The organism is Rickettsia sp. 109562A South Dakota (assembly GCF_055791265.1).
The window spans coordinates 530,077-549,476 of record NZ_CM147703.1 but is presented as its reverse complement, the minus strand read 5'-3'; the positions used below and the strand labels follow the sequence as shown (position 1 = coordinate 549,476).

The window sequence follows — 19,400 nt, the reverse complement described above, 5'->3', positions numbered from 1 at the left end:
CATAATTACTACTTAGCTAAATTTAAATATTTAAAAACTTCAGCCTCAGGTGAGATTACAAAATTAGTATCTTCTTTCTTTAAAGAATTTTTATATACAAAAAGTGATCTATAAAATTTATAAAATTCCGGATCGACGGAATAAGCAGAATTATATATTTTTGCTGCTTTCTCATCGCCGTCACCTTTGATAATTTGTGCATCTCTATAAGCTTTAGCAAGTATTATTTTACTTTCTTTATCTGCTTTTGAACGAATACGCACGCTTTCTTCTTGTCCTTCTGCTCTAATTTGGGTTGCTTCTTTTTCACGTGCCGTTTGCATACGGCGATAAATAGCCGCACTATTTTCTTTTGGTAAGTCTGCTCTTAAAATTCTAACATCTACAACATCAATACCAAAACTTTTAGCTTCTCCGTCCATTTGGTTTAAGATATTTAACATTACGTTACTACGCTCTTGGCTTAAAAGACTACTTAGCGAGATTTTACCTATCGCCTTACGCATCGACGACTCAAGATTTCGAGTCAATCTAATTTTTACCCCTTGATAATTATGCACCGTTTTATAAAACATTACCGGATTATTAATTTGGAATTTGGCGTAAGCATCAACAATAACTCGTTTACCGTCGGCAGCCGTTAATTCTTTTGCCTCAACCTCAACATCTAAAAGACGTTTATCAAAAAACTCTACATTTTGAATAAACGGGATTTTAATATGCAGCCCTGGATTTTCTATAGTTCTAACTGCCTCACCAAACTGGAATACCACGGCAGAGTAGCGTTGGTCAACTGAAAATAAGGAGCTAGAAATCAGTATCAGCCCGAAAACAATTGTAAAAATTATATAATAAATCTTTTGTTGCATTTAATATTCCTTGTTGTTTAAATGTCATTCTTGCGAAAGGACTTTGTTGCATGGATCAGTTTCCCGATTGTCATCCCGCGACTTGTGAGCTAGATCCAGTCTTTTTTAATTTTTTTATGGATCCCGTGGTCAAGCCATGGTATGACAAAGTGGATTTCCACCAAAGCGGGAATGACATAGTACCCTATGGTTTAATAGCCATATGCGGTAGTAGTGCATTATTAATAATTGTTTTATTTGAACCGCTTAATATCTCTTCAACTACCTCTAAATATAACCTATCTCTAGTTACCTGCCTACCTGTAGTATATTGTTTATAAATAGCATTAAATCTTTGGCTATCACCTTCTGCTTTTGATATTACTTCTTCTCTATAACCTTCTGCTTCTTGTATAATCTTTGCAGCTGCTCCTCTAGCTTCCGGTAAAATTTTATTATTATAGGCTTGAGCTTGATTTATTTCTTTCTCTTTATCGGCCTTTGAAGTTTGCACGTCTCTATAAGCGTCTATTACTTCAGCAGGCGGTTCGGCTTTCAATAACTGCACTTTCTCAATCATAACACCGGCATTATAACTATCCAGTATCTTTTGTGCTAATTTCTCTATCTTATAAGTAATTTCTTGCTTTTGATCGGATAATACCCAAGAAATAGGAGTATTGCCTATTACTTCCCTAACGGCACTTTCTACTGTTGCTTTTACTGTTTCTTCAGGTCTTTGTACATTAAAAATAAAATCTTCAAGATTATTAATATGCCACATTACGTCACAATTTAAAGCAACGATATTTTCATCACCGGTGAGCATTATACTTTCACCGGCAATATTTTTAGTATTATCGCCACCGCTACGTATCGAGCTATTTGTACGATAACCAATCTCAATTCGGCGTGATTGTTTAACTTTCTCAACTATTATCTTTTCAAAAGGAGCAGGTAAATGATAATTAAGCCCTGGATAGCCCTTACGTACAAAGCGTCCAAACCTTATCACTGCTGCTTCTTCACCTTCTTTTATTTCATAAATACCCGAAGTAAGCCATAAAGCAGCCACCGCAACAACAGCTAAAATTATTGTTTTAGCATTAAAATTAAACTGGAATTGAAATTTATCAAAATTAAATTGATTTTTACGCGGTCTTGTGAATATGTTATAGTCCTTATTAGAATCAAAATCTTTCCATGGGGATTTTTTTAAAATCGAGATATATTTTTTATTAAGCATTTGCTTTTTTATATTATTTTAAAGATTAGATAATTATATATATTATAGTATATAACGTCAAGTTACGAGCTTTAATAGATTTAAAAAGGAAATTTAATTATGGCGAATTTACACCAAAGACAAATTATCGATAAGATTCAGAATATTACTTTTAAAGACGGTACTTTTTTAAAACAAGTTATATCGGATATTGTAATTAAGCGTAATAATATAGGTTTCTCAATAGATATATCAGGTAAAGAAAAGTTAGAAGCCGAAGAAATCAGACTTAAAGCAATTAATAAACTTAACGAGATTTCCGGAATAGGTAATATAACAATTGTTTTTACAAGCCACAACACTTCAGAACAAAAACCTCAAAAACCAAAACATTTTGTAGAAAACGTAAAAAAAATTATCTTAGTAGCGTCAGGTAAAGGCGGAGTCGGAAAATCTACAATATCGGCTCTTATTGCTCAGCAGTTAAGTCTAAAAAATTACCGAGTCGGGATAGTAGATGCCGATATTTACGGTCCGTCAATTCCTCACATATTCGGCATTAACGAAGTGCCGAAAACCATTGAAGGACGAATAATACCTATAACGGCAAAAAATAGACATCTTCCCAAATTCGCTTATAGAGAGGAATTTGAAGGAAACACGGAACGCAGCACCGCAGCGTACAAAGAAGTACGTGAGGATGCGAGTACCGGATCGACGTACAAATTACCTCTAGAAGTAGAGTTTGGGAAGATGTCTATTATTCAAATTATGTCTATAGGCTTTTTTGTTAAAGACCATTCAGCAATTATTTGGCGCGGTCCTATGGCGAGTAAGACCATTTATCAATTATTATCAGTAACAAAATGGGATAACCTTGATTATTTAATTATCGATATGCCTCCCGGTACCGGTGATATTCATTTAAGTATCTTAGAGAATTATCATTTAGACGGCGTAATAATAGTAACTACTCCGCACAAAATATCAGAAATAGATGTAATACGCTCTATCGATTTATATCAAAAATTAGGACTGCCGATACTTGGAATAATTGAAAATATGAGCTATATGCTTGAAGATAATAGTGGCAACCATCTATCACAAAAATATAATATACCTTTAATTGCTCAAATCCCAATCACACCGCAAATAGCCGATGCTTGCGATAAATCACTACCCCTAACAAACTTATTAACATTACCTTTAGAGAAATATTTATCATGAAAATATACGTATTGGCAGATGATAGAACAGGCAACACACATCAGGCTATTGCACTTGCAGAAAAATTAGCTACAGATTACACTTTAATTAAACTTCAATATAATTGCTTAGCTAAGCTACCGAACTTTTTACTAAAATATTATCCTATTCATATAAAAAGTGAACTATTGCAAGATATTTTGGATAAATCCCTGCCTGACATGATAATTACCGCCGGAAGGAGAACAGCAGTACTGGCATTTTACTTAAAAAAGAAATTTAAAGATATCAAGTTAATACAAATAATGCAGCCTAATCTTCCTTATAATACATTTGATGCCGTTATCCTGCCTTATCATGATTGTCACCTGTCATCCCGCGACTTGATCGCAGGATCCAGTAAAAATCCTAAAATAATTAGTACTATAAATTATTTTCTAGATACCGTGGTCAAGCCACGGTATGACAAAGTGGATTCCCGCTTTCGCGGGAATGACATCAAACACAAAAACATAATCCCCATCAACGGAGCTATCAACAACGTAACCGATAAGTTTGCTGCTGCAAGTCTAGAACTACAAACATATTATCCTGATCTTAAACAATTTATTGCAGTGATAATCGGCGGAAATAATAAAAAATTTAATTTTAATGAAGATGAAGCAATTTTATTTTCTTCATTATTAAATAAAATATATACTAATCAAAAAATACCTTTTTTCATTAGTTTCAGTAGACGTACTCCTCTAGAAGTGAAGTCCATTATTAAAAATAACATGCCGTCTTCCACAATTATTTATGACCCGAACGAAGACATAGGCTATAACCCTTATATCGCTATGCTTGCTAATGCGAAGTACATAATAGTTACAGCCGACTCGATTTCAATGTGTAGCGAAGCAGCTTCAAGCGGTAAGCCTCTTTATATATTCTGCCCACCAAACTTTAATTCCTCAAAACATAAGATTTTTATAAAGCAATTAGTAGAACAGAAAACAGCAAGAATTTTTGCTGAGTCAGTTATTTCTCTAGAAGAATATAATTATAAACCTTTAAATGAAGCAGAGCGAGTAGCTGAAATTATTAAATCTTTGATAAAATAAATACCTGTCATTAAGAATGATATATTCCTAGCAGTATACGAAGATCAAATGCAAAAAGAGCAAGGAGTTCATAAGGCGAGGAGCGGAGCGTATATTAATACGTGAGCACCACAGCTCTTATAGAACGACGTAGCCAATTTTTGCAGTTCATCGAGTATACAAAGACTTTATGATGCCTTGCAGTGTTTGAACTTCAGGGGAAGAGAGGTTAGTGATACGTGTAAATATATTGGTGATATTTTGCTGCATAGCAGGCTTTTTGTCAGGAACTTTGAAGAATCCGACTTTATCGAGTTTGCCGAATAAATTTGTTAAAAAATGCTCTATTTCTTCTTTAGTAGCTAATTTTTGAATATTATGTATATCCTCTCGAGACGTAGAATTACGAAACAATTCATAACATATAATAATCACTGCTTGAGCAATATTTAACGAACTAAATTCAGTGGTGTTAATAGTGATGATCTTATTGGCAAGTGAAATCTCTTCATTACTAAGCCCGTTATTTTCCCGCCCGAACATTATCCCGACCTTTGCAGAATTTGGATAATCTAAAGGCAAATTTTGTGAAAATACATAATCTTTATTCATAGCCCTTTTAATGCAAGTAGTAGCGTATAAATATTCGAGGTCTTTAATACTATCCTCTAAGCTATCATAAATTTTTGCATTATCTATAATATTGACTGCTCCAACTGCATTACTGCGTGCTTGCTCATTTGGCCATCCGTCTCTTGGTGCTACGATTCTAAGCTCATTTAAACCGAAATTCTTCATTGCTCTTGCAGTAGCACCGATATTTTCACCCATTTGCGGTGCAACTAATATTATTATTGGATTCATTTTAATAACTTTTTGTAAACTAGGCAAGTATAAGCGATTGCTACGGCGTCAGCTTCATCAGAGTTAGTAATTAAGGAAGTTCCAGGCAGCAAGAGTTTAATCATATGCAAAATTTGGTCTTTCTCTGCATGACCATATCCTGTTACGGTTTTTTTTACCGTATTTGGCTTAAACTCTCGTAAACCAAAATTATATCTACCGATCAGCGACATTATCGCACCTCTAGCATAGCCGAGTTTTAAAGAAGTCACGCTATTAGTATTAACAAATGTTTCTTCAATCGCTGCCATATTTGGCTGATATTCTAATATTACTTTTTCTAACGTGCTATTGATAAAAGCAAGCCTATGATGAATTTCATCTTTGCTATTTGTCTTTATCGTGCCGCTGGCTAAATATTTCAATTTTGTCGACTGCCTTGCAACCACCGCCCATCCAAGACTCCCAAGTGCTGGATCAATGCCAAGTACTATCATAGTTATTATTTTATTTTTTATGCATGATTCCGCTGTCATTCCTGCGAAAGCAGGAATCCAGTTTTCTCCAGTGTCATGCCGTGACTTGATCACGGCATCCAGTCTTTTTTTTATGGACCCCGTGGTCAAGCCACGGGGTGACAATAATTCATTTTTACTAGATTCCCGCTTTCGCGGGAATGACATACTTTCATATCTTCATATACTGATAAAATGCTTGATTATTCTCCCACAGCTCACGCACCTTAACAAACAAAAATAAATGAACGGGGAAGCCGAAAAACTGCTCCATTTGCATACGGGATTTTGCTCCGATCGCTTTGATTTTAGAGCCATTTTTACCGAGGATTATAGTTTTATAGCTTTCTCTTGAAACTACTATAACTTGATTAATTTTTACGGATTTGTCTTTAAGCTCTTCCCATTTTTCGGTTTGCACGGTTAATTTATACGGAAGTTCTTGCTGCAAATTTAAAAATAACTGCTCTCTTGTAATTTCTGCTGCAATAAAACGCATCGGTAAATCCGTTATGTCGTCTTCCGCATAAAGCCAAGGAGCGATTTTTGCTTTACTTGTTATATATTCAAGCAATCCATCAATATTTTTGCCTGATAAAGCAGAAATGGGAAAAAGCAAACTATCAGGATGATTTTCCGTTAAAAAAGCTTTAATGTCATTTAGATATTTTGATTCGATATCTATTTTGTTCAATAAAAATACCGGTACAATATTAAGTGAGCGAAGCTTATCTAAAATATTATGTGTTATATCATCAAACGGTTTTAAACTATCGATAATCAACATAACTAAATCCGCACTATGTAAACTTGACCACGCACATCTGACCATCGCTTTCTCAAGTGTCCCTTTCGGCTCAAATATACCAGGCGTGTCATATAAAATTACCTGCGTATCTTTTAAGGTAATAATGCCCGTAATAATTGACCTAGTTGTTTGAACTTTGGGAGTAACTATAGAAAGCTTCTCACCGATTATTCTGTTTAATAAAGTCGACTTACCACTATTTGGTCTGCCGATGATACAAACCGAAACCGTTTTCTGAATTTGTTCAGTCATTTTTAAGCCTATGCAATAAGCTTCTTGCTGCGTTTTTCTCTGCTTCTTTTATCGAGTGACCTATACCAATTTGTTCATAATCTTTTACTTTCACAAGAACCGTAAAAGTCGATGAATGAGCGACTCCTTCTCTTTTTATCAGACGGTATATAGGTAGGTGATGATCACTAGCTTGAGCCCATTCTTGTAAAGCAGTTTTTGGGTCATAATCCGTTAAATTCTGAACTTTTATAAATTCTGCCCATAATTTCCCGATAATATTATGAGTTGTTTCAATATTGCTATCAAGATATATAGCTGCAATCAAAGCTTCCGTAGCATTTTCTATATTATGAGGGTTATCACGCCCCCCTGCTACTTCTTCGCCATGAGTCATAATTATATAATCTTTTAAAGCAAGCTTAGCCCCAACCATACATATTGTTTCTTTGCAAACCAAATATGATCTAATTTTAGCTAAATTCCCTTCATTATAACTTACAAAATTACTAAATAAAATTTCCGTGATTACTAAATTTAATACGGCATCACCTAAAAACTCTAAGCGTTCATAATCTTTATCATCCTTGTACTCGTGATGCTGTCTTAAAGACGGGTGACTTAACGCCTCTATTAAAAGCTCTTTATTTTTGAAACTATAGCCTAGTAATTTTTCTAATTCGTTAAATGATGACATTATGCATCCGTATTATAAAGATTTCTAAAAATTCTATTCAATCTAACAGACTCAATCCATGGCTTTAACTTTAATATTAGATTAATAACTCCTATATCATTATCCCACCAAGTTATTGTTGTTGAGAACCAAATAAATTGTGCTTTAGCAATAAAATTTTCAAACGGTACAAATCCAAGATTTACTCTACTATCATTTGATTGATCTCTATTATCCCCTAAAAAGAAATATTTTCCCTCCGGCACATAAAAAACATCCGTATTACCGTATCTATCATCAGATATAACACCAAAAATAGGGGCGAGCTTATAAGAAAAATATGTTCTACCGTTTGGCAGCGTTTCTTTAAATTTCAAATATTTTCTTCCTTCTTCACTTATATAAGTTCCAACTTTCGTGCGTTCTATTTTTTTATCGTTAATATATATCACGTCATCGATCAATTGAATTTTATCGCCCGGTAATCCTATTAAGCGTTTTATATATCTAACACTCATATCATTAGGTGGACGAAAAACTACAATATCGCCACGCTCCGGTTCACGAGCAAATATTCGCCCTTTAAAAAGAGGCATAAAATCAAAGAAAGATAAAGAATAATTACTATAACCATAACTATATTTAGTAGAAAATATATAATCATTCTCAAGTATGGTTGCTTTCATAGAACCTGTTGGAACGGTAAACGGCTCCATAATAAGTATTCTAATCAGTAAAGCGATGCATACTACAAAAGCAAGAGATTTCCATTCTTGAGCAGTTGTTTTATTAGTGTTTGTTTTTGTATCTGTTTGCATAATCTCTTAATTATTTATAAGTAACGTTTGTTACATGGCTCTTAACTATGCAACAAGCTCCATCAATCTACGTGATGACATATCCTCTCTTCAATCTCGTCTCTAAAATGACGTATCAGTCCTTGAATCGGCCAAGCTGCCGCATCACCTAAGGCACAAATAGTATGCCCCTCTATTTCTTTTGTAACGCTAAGAAGTTCGTCTATCTCGGATTTTTTGGCATTACCTTTAACTAGCCGCATCATAACTCGCCACATCCAGCCCGTACCCTCACGGCAAGGAGTACATTGCCCACATGATTCATGCATATAAAATTTACTAAGCCTAGCTATTGCATAAATAATGTCGGTAGATTTATCCATAACTATAATACCGCCTGTACCGAGTCCGGAACCTGCAGTGCTCAAACTATCAAAATCCATATCAACAGTTTCACAGATAGATTTAGGAAGTAACGGAACGGAAGAACCGCCTGGAATTATGGCTTTAAGATTATCCCAACCGCCTCGAACACCGCCGGCATATTTCTCAATCAATTCTTTTAACGGAATCCCCATTACTTCTTCAACATTGCAAGGCTTGTTAACATGACCTGATATGCCGAAAACCTTAGTTCCCGTATTGTTAGGCTTACCAATGGAAGCAAACCAATTAGCTCCACGTCTTAAAATGGTCGGCACTACTGCGATAGACTCAACATTATTTATAGTAGTCGGACAGCCATATAACCCAAAGCCGGCAGGAAAAGGCGGCTTCAGCCGTGGCATGCCTTTTTTACCCTCTAAGCTTTCAAGCAGTGCCGTTTCTTCACCGCAAATATAAGCCCCCGCCCCGCGGTGTAAATAAATATTACAATCGAATCCTGAACCGCAAGCATTCTTTCCTATTAACCCGTCTTTATAAGCTTCATCTAATGCACGCTGAATATTAGAAGCTTCATTATAAAACTCACCTCTAATATAGATATAACAATTATTCGCTCCTATAGCAAAACTTGCAAGCAAACAACCTTCTATTAATTTATGCGGCTCAAACCTTAATATATCCCGATCTTTGCATGTGCCAGGCTCAGACTCATCTGCATTTACTACTAAATAGCACGGTTTCTCTGAATTTTTGGGCATAAAAGACCATTTCATGCCGGTAGAAAATCCTGCACCACCTCGCCCTCTAAGCCCTGATTTCTTGACCTCTTCAATAATGAAGTCTCTACCTTTATTAAGCAAAGCTTTAGTATTATCCCAATCACCGCGTTTCTTGCTAGATTTCAAATCATGGCTTTGCTGACCATATAGATTAGTAAAAATTTTGTCTTCTTCTTTTAGCATAAATAGTTCTCGTTTTAATTATTGTCATACCGTGGCTTGACCACGGTATCCAGAAAAAATTAAAAAAACTGGATCCCCCGCGATCAAGTCGCGGGATGACAATGAAAAGTACTCATTACCTCTTATTATTAAACTTCTTATTAGCAAACATTGTAAGTATCGGAGCAGAGATAAAAATTGATGAATAAGTACCGACTATTATCCCAAAAAATACAAGTACACTAAAACTACGAATCGCCTCTCCGCCAAAAAGAATAAGGGCTAAATTGGCAAGTAGCGTAGTAATTACCGTTAAAATAGTTCTTGATAAAGTCTCGTTAATACTTAAATTTATAATTTCCGTGATATTTTTTTTATGGTATTTACGTAAATTCTCTCTAATCCTATCATATATTACTACCGAATCATTAACGGAATAACCTATAATAGTTAACACTGCGGCAATAGTACTTAAGTTAAAATCAAGCTTTGTCATACTCATAAAACCAAGAGCGAGTATTACGTCATGCACTAAGGCGATAAGTATACCAAGACCGAAATACCATTCAAACCGCACCCAAATATAAACCATAATTGCTAAGAAAGAGAATAGCATTGCCATAGTCCCTGCTTCTATTAACTGCCTACCGACCTGCGGACCGACAAAATCTACCTTACGATATTCAAACTTATACGGAAAATTATTTTGCAAAGATGCTTTAATTAGCTCAATATTTTTCATGAGATTTTCTTCACTACTACTACCGAATCTAATCGATAAATCACGCTCACTACCGAAATTTTGTAAGACCACCTCACCTATTCCAAGCTCGCCTAGAACTTGACGCATTTTTGGCACATCAGGAGTTTGATCAAGCCTTACTTCAATAACTATACCGCCGGCAAAATCAATACCAAAATTAAATTTATATATACCGATCCAAATAAAGCTGATAAGTGATAAAATAATTGAGAAAGTGTAACTGACTTTTTTAAAGTTCATAAAATCCAAATCGATTTTATTCGGTAAAAGCCTCAAAGGATAAATTTGCATTATTATATATTGTATTGAATAAAAGTTATATTTGTATTATATAGTAAATTCAAAAAGGTTAAATGATTTTTTATGTCAGAATTAGTAGTAAAAGAACAATTAGAGCAATATATAAGCAAAATAGAAAGATTAGAACAAGAAAAAGCTGATTTATCGGAGGAAATAAAAGATATTTTCCAAGATGCTTCTTCGCATGGATTTGATGTTAAAGCTATGAAATCTATATTGAAACTAAAGAAATTGGATAAAGATAAACTTGCCGAACAAGACGCTATGCTTGAGCTTTATAGAGATACTTTAGGGATTTGAATTTTTGAAGTATTATATTGTCATACCGTGGCTTGACCATGTATTGTACGAACGGTTGAGATGTCATTCCCGCCTAGGCGGGAATCCAGAAAAATAACTTAAAACATATATGGTTTTTACATTTTTTCTAGATACCGAGTGCCTTTTCCGAGCTATGCAACGATGCTTTGTAGTCGCTCGCAATGACGAAAAAACTAAGCCACGCAAGACCAATCAAGTTAGCTAGGATGACACAGCTAATACTTATGCTTTTGCTGCCTTAGTTTTAGCAATAGGGATATGTCTCTCTTTAATTCTAGTTGACTTACCGCTTCTATTTCTTAAATAATAAAGTTTAGCACGACGAACCACCCCGTACTTTACTACGTCAATAGAGTGTACTATCGGCGAGTAAGTCATAAAACGTCTTTCAACACCTTCTCCGTGGCTAATTTTACGCACTAAAAAAGAAGCAGTAATACCGCGATTTCTTTTTGCAATAACTACACCTTCATAAGCTTGGAATCTTTCCGTTAGTTTTTCCTGACCGTCTTTCTCAATTGATCTATCAATAATTTTAACAGTCACCTTAACTGTATCGCCGGCTTCAAAATCAGGAATCTTTTTATTTGCCGTAAGTTTTGAAATATTTTCTTGTTCAAAACTATCAATAATATTCATTTTTTTAACTCCTTAATCTCTATAATGCGAATATAAAAGGTGAAAGGCGGCTCCCACCTTTTATATAAATAAATTATATATGTTATTTTTTAGTAAAAACTTATAATTCTTTACTAAATATAATAATATATTATTTTGAAACCGGGGTGAAGACTAGCATCAAAGCCCGATTTCTACAATTTCTCAATCAATAGCAAATTACTTATGTAATTTGCTATTGGCGATCTATAAATCTTTAAGTAACTCCGGACGGCGTAATTTAGTAATCATAAGAGACTGCTCTCTTTTCCATTCATTAATTAGTTTATGATTACCTGATAATAATATCTCAGGTACTTTTCTTCCATGCCAAATTTCAGGTCTTGTATATAGACCGCATTCAAGCCCTCCCTTAAATTCCCCGTCTTCTTCAAAAGACTCGGAAGATAAGGTATTTTGATTTATCAATACCCCAGGAAGTAGCCTAATTAAGCAATCAAGAATGGTAAAGGTAGGTATTTCTCCGCCGGATAAAATGTAGTCACCCACACTAATTTCCATGATATTATACTCTTCAATTACACGTTCGTCAATCCCTTCGTAACGTCCGCATAAGAATATGAGGTTTTTGGTTTTTATCATCTCTTTAGCAAAGCTTTGAGTAAAGACTCTACCGCGAGGTGAAGGATAGTAAATTTTAGCATTAGGATTTAACGATAAAGCATGATCTATGCTATTCCCTAGAACATCAGGACGCATTATAAGCCCGTCACCTCCGCCGTAAGCTTCGTCGTCAACGTTTTTATGCTTAGTTAAACCAAAATCCCGAATATTAATAACGTCATATGACCAAATATTTTTGTGCAGTGCTTGCCCTGCTAAAGAATGCCCTAAAGTCCCGGGAAACATTTCAGGAAAAACGGTTAAGATTGTAGCGTGAAGTATAGACATATGTTTAAAATAGTACCTAGTACCAATTAACGCAATAAAATTATAATTTTATATAAAGGTAACTATCTACCTTTATAATCTTCTTTTCTTTGCTTTCTAGCAGCAGCTGTTGCACCACTCCTAAATGTTTCAGCTGTTTGTTGATTCGTTCTATGAGCTTGATCGCTTTGATATTGTTTAAAATCACTTTTCTGCGTAGCTGCTTCAAAACGGTCTTTTATTTTATCCAAACGTCTCATAGCAGCTTTATCTAGGTTAACTCCGGCTTTTGCTGCTTTATCCTCCATCTTTAATGCTTTATCATAACCTTTAGATGCTTTTTCTATTATAGTTTGCTGTTTCATAAAATCCACTTTAGAACCCGACTTTATTGCATCACGATATGGATTTATCCTATTATTTTTTATATCCTTTATTTGTTTTTCTGCTTTCTTTTTATCAAATTTTTCTACCATAACTTTCTCCAAAATTTAAGTTAAAAATATACTTATAGTTGCATATATTTTATTTCAAAAAAAGTTAATAAAGAAAAATAGATGTATACGTTAATTAAAAATTAACCAATTTGTGTTATAAAAACTTCATCACTGCCTCAGCGATGATTAGCTCTTCGTTTGTCGGCACAGCGACGACTTTAACACTGCTATCTTTGGTACTTATTATATACTCGTTTTTTTGGTTTTTTGCATCATCTATTTTAATGCCTAACCATGAAAGTGTTTCAGTAATCATGTCACGTATTACGGCAGAATTGTGACCAACGCCAGCAGTAAAAATTAAGCAATCAAGCCCCTCAAGTGCAGCAGTTAGCTTACCTATTTCAAGTTGGATACGATAGACGAATAAATCTATAACGAATTTAGCATCAGGCGAATTGCTTGCAAGTAAAGTACGCATATCGGAGCTTTCACCGGACATACCCAGTAACCCTGATTTCTTATATAATAACTCGGTTACTTCTTGCGTGTTCATTTTCTCATGATCAATAAGATATAACACTACTCCAGGATCAAGGTTACCTGTTCTTGTACCCATCATAACACCGTCAAGTACGCTAAAGCCCATGGAACTTGTTAAACTGAGACCGTTTTTAATAGCACATAGACTACTACCGCTTCCTAAGTGAGCTATAATAGTCCTGGCAGGTAAATCTTCCTTTGTCATTTCTTTAAAATGGCTGCTAACATATTTATATGATAACCCATGAAAACCGTAACGAATTACCCCTTTATCATAATATTTTTTCGGTAAACCGAAAGCTTTTGTAATAGGTAGATTGGTAGAATGAAACGACGTATCAAAACAGGCTATATGTGAGACTTCTTTGTATTTCTGAAACAATAAATCCAGTACCTGCAAATTATAAGGTTGATGCAAGGGGCTTAAAGGTATGAATGCTCTTAAATCTTCGCTAACTTTTTCATTAACAATAACCGGTTTATTAAAATTTTGACAATACGGTGACCGGTTGCAATTAAATTGAGGTTTTCTTGCTTTTCCCACCAATCTTCAAAAAGATCAATCATTCCTTTAATAGCATCGCCGGTAATATCTGCAGTAGACTCACGATTTTTATTGATGTGGAATACTATTTTATTGTCGTTTTTTTCTAAAAAAATATTATAAATTTTATCCTTAACTTTTTTATTCTGAATTTCAAAAATAGAAATTTTTAAACTAGATGGACCGGCATTAGCTATTAAAATAACATCTTTCATATTATTTACCTGCTTGGATATGTAACTTTGCCTTGGTATGATTATAAATAAACGAAGCAAGTACACAGGAAATAACACACATATCCATAGGATCGGCTCTGCTTGTTAGAATAATCGGTACCCGTGCTCCTCCAAGTACAATACCTGCCATAACCGCTTGACCCAAATATTTTAGCTGCTTTGCAAGCATATTGCCTGACTCAAGATCGGGTACTACTAATATATCGGCATTTCCTGAAACTGAAGAGCTAATACCTTTTGCTTCTGCAGCAAATAAAGATATAGCATTATCAAACGCAAGCGGTCCGTCAACTATAGCATTCGTGATCTGTCCGCGATCTGCCATTTTTGATAAAGCGGCAGCATCAAGGGTTGTAGGAATTGCAGAAGTCACCGTCTCAACTGCTGATAATACCGCCACTCTAACTTGTTTGTCTTCTTTGAGCATATGCATTAAATCAATAGCATTCTGCACTATATCACGCTTATCTTCTAGAGTAGGGCATTAATAGCAGCATCGGTAATAATAAACGGCTTTGGAAAAGTAGCGACTGCCATTAGGAAAGCATAACTTATACGGCGTTCGGTACAAAGACCGTTTTCTTTATGAACTACCGCAGACATAAGCTCATCAGTATGCAAGGAGCCTTTCATAATAGCCGCCACTTCTCTTTTCTTTGCAAGCTCTACGGCTTTTTTTGCTGCTGCTTCTATTTTATGTTGAGGTACAATTAAAACCGGTTTTATTACATTAAATTGTGCTGCTCTAACTGCACCGAGTAATGATTCTTTATCGATCGGATGAACTACTGCAGTTTTAACAGGCTTAAAGCCATCGGCTCTAAGTAATAGATCGATGAAATGCTTTGCTGCTTCCGTCAAAGTCAGGATCGTTGATTTCTTTTGAAGGAGTGTAAGTAGTGCCTAATTTCTTAGCTAGAATCGCATCTAAAAAAGTCTCGTTTATTATATTTTTATTTATCCCAATCTAAAATTAAATTAGGTATACGCTTAAATTCTTTTATATTATTAGTGACTAAAGTTGCATTCTCGGCTAGAATATGACTTGCAATAAGTAAGTCATTACTCCCTATTATTGTTCCTTTCTTCTCTAACATACTTCTCAATTCGTCATAGTAAAATGCACATTTTGCAGAGAAACTTATTACTTCAACTTTATTTAAAAAAGCGTCTAAGTTAATTTGATTTTGTTTTTTATTCTGATTACTCGAATTAGACACTCCATATTGAGGCTCTGCTAATACTATAGAAGAAATAACTACAGAATTATTTTTTTCAACTACTTTAAGCTTTTGTAAGTAAGGTATAGGTTTTTTATTCATTACGTCAATACAAACGTTTGTATCTAACATGTAAATCATTTAAATAATTCCCAGTTTCGTTCTTGTAGTGGCAAATCCTTTCTTCCTTCAGGAAAAAAATCACCTGTAGGTTTTATTTCATCAAATACTTCCTCCCATGTTTTTAATATTGGCTGTAATACTATTCCTTTTCCTAAAGGAATTATGCTTACTTCTTTAGCTGAACAACGAAATTCCTTAGGTAATCTTACTGCTTGACTTTGACCATTCATAAATATCTTTGCTTTATTCATAATAATACCTCATAGTATATATTATTATTACAGCAAACAAAAATTCTATATTTTTTACTACTGCATATTTCTCAAATGATCTTCTAATTTTCTTAATTTTCTGCCTTCATTTACTATAGGTTTTACATAGGTTTGCATTTTTGCATTTTCCCTATATTTATTAATCTGATCGATCTGAGCATTTACTTCATCGGTAATAACTTGCTTTCTATCCTCTATTTTATTTAGTACTTCAGTACTATATTCGTAATTTTTAACATCAGCATTAAAGTTATTAATCTCTTCTGTAATCTTTTTGTCTATTTCAGCTCCCCCGTCAGTATCTTTGACCTTTTGTGCTATTAATGCCGGCATTTCTTCGAGCTTGATATCATCTCTTTTGAAATGATCTTTAAGCTCTTTATAAGTTTGTTCTAAATTTGCCTGAGCTTTCTCGTGCATAATATCATAATGCTCTTGACGACGAGTATATCGATCTTCATCTATAAATTGTGCATGTTTTCTATGAGCGTTATCTATCATATCCCGCATCTGAGAATCAGTAGCTTTCTCACGCATAAATCTGTCACCCATCATTACCGGATCATCTTCCTCGGATAACCTACTACGTACCTCATGAATGAGCTTTCTTTGAGCTAATTCTTGATAATATTCCACATCACTCTGTCTACCTGTTTTCTCTAGTCTTGCTAGATATTCCGGTGATAACACATCTGCTTGAGCAGCTAGCGTTTCCTTATTAATATGCATTTGAAGCTCTTTAAATTCTCGTGCTTTTTCTTCATCTTTTAATTTTTCGCTATAAGTTCTAAGTCTTGGATCGTTATATTCAAAATCATGCCATTCGGCACTAGTTAGATTACCCTCATAAGCATCACGTAAATCTTTACCAACTATTGCAGTTAAAGCCCCTCTTTTTATTCCTGTATAACCAGCATATATTTTTTCGCCTATACCTACACGTTTTTGTTCTTTTAAAGCTCTCTTAGATTCAACCCGATGCTCCATCTCTTGCCAACTTCTAAGTACTCCTATATTCTTACCAAATAAACCTACTCCTCGCCCTGACATATCTTGATGAGCATCTTTATAAGCTTTTTGATAATCTCTAGTAAAGTTCGCATCACTAGCGAGTTCACGTAAGTTAGCATCTTTTAATGACTTATCAAGCTCAGTTTTTTGTTCTTTACTTAAAGCGGCATAATCTTTCACTCCATATTTATTTTCAGCAATTTTATCTCGAAGCTGAGTAAATTTCATTTGCGATAGTTCTTTTGCTTTTAATTCATTCCCTTTAGGTAAATTCTTTAATAATCCTGAAATACCGTTTTCATAATCCGTAATAGCATTCATTTTTACATCTTTAGAATCTATACCATATTTCCTCTTAACTTCATTTTGTACGGCTTTGTTAGCAGAAGAACCAAGAGCTTGATTTTCAAGTCTTCCCATCATCATATTTTCAAATTTCTCGGCAAAGAACATACTAGTTTCCTCTAACTTCGCACTTACACGGGTAGTTACAGGTGCACTTACTGTCTTAGCCACATAATTTAGCGGTCTATTCATTTGCTTCGCTGCAGATGCATAAGATTGCTGATTAACTTTTTGTATGTCTGTTAAATTACCCGAAGTACCGGCAATAAATTCTGCTGTCGATATAGCAGTATCGTTAAATTTACTTAGTAAATAAATAGACACAAAAATCAGTAATATCCCGTCAAGTTGGACAAATTTCCCATTTATAAAATGACTAATTCTTTTTGCATCTTTAACTAAATCTAAAAACGGTAACTCAATATAGCGTTCATCTATACACTCATACGCAGCACAATGCTTACCGTTAGTAGTGCCGTCATCTTTTATATGATCTTCAGGAACTAATATCTTTGCTTTGTGGAAATTATTTATACCGCCTTTCATTGGTACGGGGAACCACCAATAAAATATCGAATTACCAAGACTTGGATCTATATCCTCAAGGAAACTACCGAATATTTCATTTATCGGACCTAAATTAGGAAAATCATGTTTACATACCGCAAAACCAAGCGTTGAATATATTTCGGTTCTGATGATCATTGCAATAAAAGCGATACCGGCAAATAAGATTAGAGGTTGTAGTGCATATGATATTAATTGCCTTAACCAATTCTCAAATAACGAACGAGTGATATTAAACAACATGAAGCAAATAAATATCGGTCCCATAGTGATAATCATACCGATAGTTATAAGAGCGGTTAGATAGATAATAGTAGCTTTAAATATAAGAAAGAAAATAAAATACAGAGCTATTAAATATAGAATGATATATATAAAGCCAAGCCACTCAACAAACAGTAAAGAAAATAATTTAGATAAAGTTTGAGGAGAAATAAGTAACCCAAGCAAGCTTTGAGAACCTGGCCCGTTAGCGGAAGCCTCATTAATTATTTGCAGTATTTGCTGAACTCCATCAATAAAAAATACAAATAAATAATCATGAAAAAACGTCCAAGCTTTATCCGTACTTAATAATATTGAGACTATACTAACTTTTAATATTCTAATTATAAGTTCGACATGAGTAAGGTTTATATTACCTATTAAAAAGGAAAAGCCCGTAAACATTATATATAGAGTTAAAATAGCCGAGACACTCATTCTATAACCAGAAGTATCAATTATTTGTTTATAAACTTTTCTTACAATTCCGGGATCTTGATCACTAGTACCAAATAATACTTTTTTTATCAAATTCGTTAAAAATTGTAATGGGTCAGGTCTAGTATCACTAACTCCGGACTTTATCACTAATCTATATTGCCCGCTATTATCATTATAAAATTTATCTATAATCTTAAAATAAAGAGGAGATTGAGCATATTTTGACTTATCCTCACCTTTATATTGATAATTTATACCGCCGGCTTGCAAGAATTGTCCTGTACTACTAATACTATAAAATGCATAATCGTTATTTGGAGGCGGTTCTCCTAAATGCTGAGTTATACCTTGCGGTTTACGCTGTGAATCCGGCGAAATATTAGGATCGGTATTTTTAGCGGCAATAAGAAAATAAAGCCCTACACCGTTTGTCATTATACATGGGGCATTATAAATAGCCGCATCATTTTGATTTGTAGGACTAGGTCTGCACATGTCATTATCTATAAAAAGACACGGTTGTAACTTAACGCAAAAAGCAGCCAAAGTAGTTGTATTATTTTTTTGACCATACCATGGACACCATGCAGATAACTGACCTGAAGTATTTTTATCGCCAAGTATATAACTCCACGGTCTTACCATAACGGTTAAAGGATAACCGTTTACTTTATAAGCACTATCACGCCATGGTGCTACCTGATCTCCCTCCTGTTTTGAAGTAATTTCTTCCGGATCATATCTAGAAGAGACATTAAATTTGATAAAACCGAAATCATCAGGGTCAATGCAAGTATCGCCGGTACAACCGGAAAGCAACAATAGCGATATTAATAATGTAATAAAAATATTTTTGTTCATTTCAAGTTATTGTGTCATGCCGTGACTTGATCACGGCATCTTTAA

The 19,400-nt window shown here is 34.4% G+C and carries 18 protein-coding genes and 2 pseudogenes; 3 read left to right on the top strand and 17 right to left on the bottom strand.

Going from position 1 to position 19,400, the window contains the following annotated elements:
* Positions 1-8 precede the first annotated feature (8 nt).
* Complete coding sequence (gene hflC, locus ACIAS7_RS03085; RefSeq protein ID WP_473199303.1) at positions 9-869, bottom strand: protease modulator HflC; 861 nt, start codon at positions 867-869, stop codon at positions 9-11.
* A 184-nt stretch (positions 870-1,053) separates the two neighbouring features.
* Positions 1,054-2,094, bottom strand: coding sequence for an FtsH protease activity modulator HflK (gene hflK, locus ACIAS7_RS03080; protein ID WP_473199302.1), 1,041 nt, complete (start codon positions 2,092-2,094; stop codon positions 1,054-1,056).
* 99 nt (positions 2,095-2,193) lie between these two features.
* Between hflK and ACIAS7_RS03075 the strand changes: the two genes are divergently transcribed.
* Together ACIAS7_RS03075 and ACIAS7_RS03070 are read left to right on the top strand one after the other, a co-directional pair.
* Positions 2,194-3,300, top strand: a complete 1,107-nt coding sequence (locus ACIAS7_RS03075; RefSeq protein WP_473199301.1) for a P-loop NTPase — start codon at positions 2,194-2,196, stop codon at positions 3,298-3,300.
* Complete coding sequence (locus tag ACIAS7_RS03070; RefSeq protein WP_473199300.1) at positions 3,297-4,382, top strand: ELM1/GtrOC1 family putative glycosyltransferase; 1,086 nt, start codon at positions 3,297-3,299, stop codon at positions 4,380-4,382. The genes ACIAS7_RS03075 and ACIAS7_RS03070 overlap by 4 nt, the downstream gene beginning before the upstream one ends.
* A gap of 147 nt (positions 4,383-4,529) precedes the next feature.
* Here the strand turns inward: ACIAS7_RS03070 and ACIAS7_RS03065 are convergent, their stop codons facing one another.
* From ACIAS7_RS03065 to secF, 7 genes are all read right to left on the bottom strand, one after another.
* Entirely contained in the window at positions 4,530-5,225 is a 696-nt protein-coding gene (locus ACIAS7_RS03065; RefSeq protein WP_473199299.1) for an RNA methyltransferase, read from the bottom strand.
* Positions 5,222-5,701, bottom strand: a complete 480-nt coding sequence (gene ruvC / locus ACIAS7_RS03060) for a crossover junction endodeoxyribonuclease RuvC (protein ID WP_473199398.1) — start codon at positions 5,699-5,701, stop codon at positions 5,222-5,224. The genes ACIAS7_RS03065 and ruvC overlap by 4 nt, the downstream gene beginning before the upstream one ends.
* Before the next feature lie 190 nt (positions 5,702-5,891).
* Entirely contained in the window at positions 5,892-6,779 is an 888-nt protein-coding gene (gene era, locus ACIAS7_RS03055; RefSeq protein WP_473199298.1) for a GTPase Era, read from the bottom strand.
* Entirely contained in the window at positions 6,772-7,455 is a 684-nt protein-coding gene (rnc, locus tag ACIAS7_RS03050) for a ribonuclease III (RefSeq protein WP_473199297.1), read from the bottom strand. The genes era and rnc overlap by 8 nt, the downstream gene beginning before the upstream one ends.
* Entirely contained in the window at positions 7,455-8,252 is a 798-nt protein-coding gene (lepB, locus tag ACIAS7_RS03045) for a signal peptidase I (RefSeq protein ID WP_473199296.1), read from the bottom strand. The genes rnc and lepB overlap by 1 nt, the downstream gene beginning before the upstream one ends.
* 62 nt (positions 8,253-8,314) lie before the next feature.
* Positions 8,315-9,580, bottom strand: a complete 1,266-nt coding sequence (gene nuoF, locus ACIAS7_RS03040; protein ID WP_473199295.1) for an NADH-quinone oxidoreductase subunit NuoF — start codon at positions 9,578-9,580, stop codon at positions 8,315-8,317.
* Positions 9,581-9,695: 115 nt separating this feature from the next.
* Entirely contained in the window at positions 9,696-10,613 is a 918-nt protein-coding gene (gene secF / locus ACIAS7_RS03035) for a protein translocase subunit SecF (protein WP_473199294.1), read from the bottom strand.
* Positions 10,614-10,685: 72 nt separating this feature from the next.
* Between secF and ACIAS7_RS03030 the strand changes: the two genes are divergently transcribed.
* Positions 10,686-10,922, top strand: a complete 237-nt coding sequence (locus ACIAS7_RS03030) for a DUF2312 domain-containing protein (RefSeq protein ID WP_473199293.1) — start codon at positions 10,686-10,688, stop codon at positions 10,920-10,922.
* Positions 10,923-11,165: 243 nt separating this feature from the next.
* Here ACIAS7_RS03030 and rplS read toward each other — a convergent pair whose 3' ends face one another.
* From rplS to ACIAS7_RS02990, 8 genes and pseudogenes are all read right to left on the bottom strand, one after another.
* Entirely contained in the window at positions 11,166-11,582 is a 417-nt protein-coding gene (gene rplS, locus ACIAS7_RS03025; RefSeq protein ID WP_473199292.1) for a 50S ribosomal protein L19, read from the bottom strand.
* A 225-nt stretch (positions 11,583-11,807) separates the two neighbouring features.
* A complete protein-coding gene (trmD, locus tag ACIAS7_RS03020; protein WP_473199291.1) occupies positions 11,808-12,512 on the bottom strand; it encodes a tRNA (guanosine(37)-N1)-methyltransferase TrmD in 705 nt (234 codons plus the stop codon).
* 62 nt (positions 12,513-12,574) lie between these two features.
* Complete coding sequence (locus ACIAS7_RS03015) at positions 12,575-12,967, bottom strand: hypothetical protein (protein ID WP_473199290.1); 393 nt, start codon at positions 12,965-12,967, stop codon at positions 12,575-12,577.
* A gap of 115 nt (positions 12,968-13,082) precedes the next feature.
* Positions 13,083-14,230 (bottom strand): annotated as a pseudogene (locus ACIAS7_RS03010) (acetate/propionate family kinase).
* Between the two features lies 1 nt (position 14,231).
* Positions 14,232-15,212: pseudogene (locus tag ACIAS7_RS03005) on the bottom strand (bifunctional enoyl-CoA hydratase/phosphate acetyltransferase).
* A complete protein-coding gene (locus ACIAS7_RS03000; RefSeq protein WP_473199289.1) occupies positions 15,205-15,603 on the bottom strand; it encodes a PIN domain-containing protein in 399 nt (132 codons plus the stop codon). The pseudogene ACIAS7_RS03005 and the gene ACIAS7_RS03000 overlap by 8 nt, the downstream one beginning before the upstream one ends.
* Before the next feature lie 5 nt (positions 15,604-15,608).
* Complete coding sequence (gene vapB, locus ACIAS7_RS02995) at positions 15,609-15,845, bottom strand: type II toxin-antitoxin system VapB family antitoxin (RefSeq protein ID WP_473199288.1); 237 nt, start codon at positions 15,843-15,845, stop codon at positions 15,609-15,611.
* A gap of 57 nt (positions 15,846-15,902) precedes the next feature.
* On the bottom strand, positions 15,903-19,355 hold the full coding sequence (locus ACIAS7_RS02990) for a TrbL/VirB6 family protein (protein ID WP_473199287.1): 3,453 nt from the start codon (positions 19,353-19,355) through the stop codon (positions 15,903-15,905).
* Positions 19,356-19,400 lie beyond the last annotated feature (45 nt).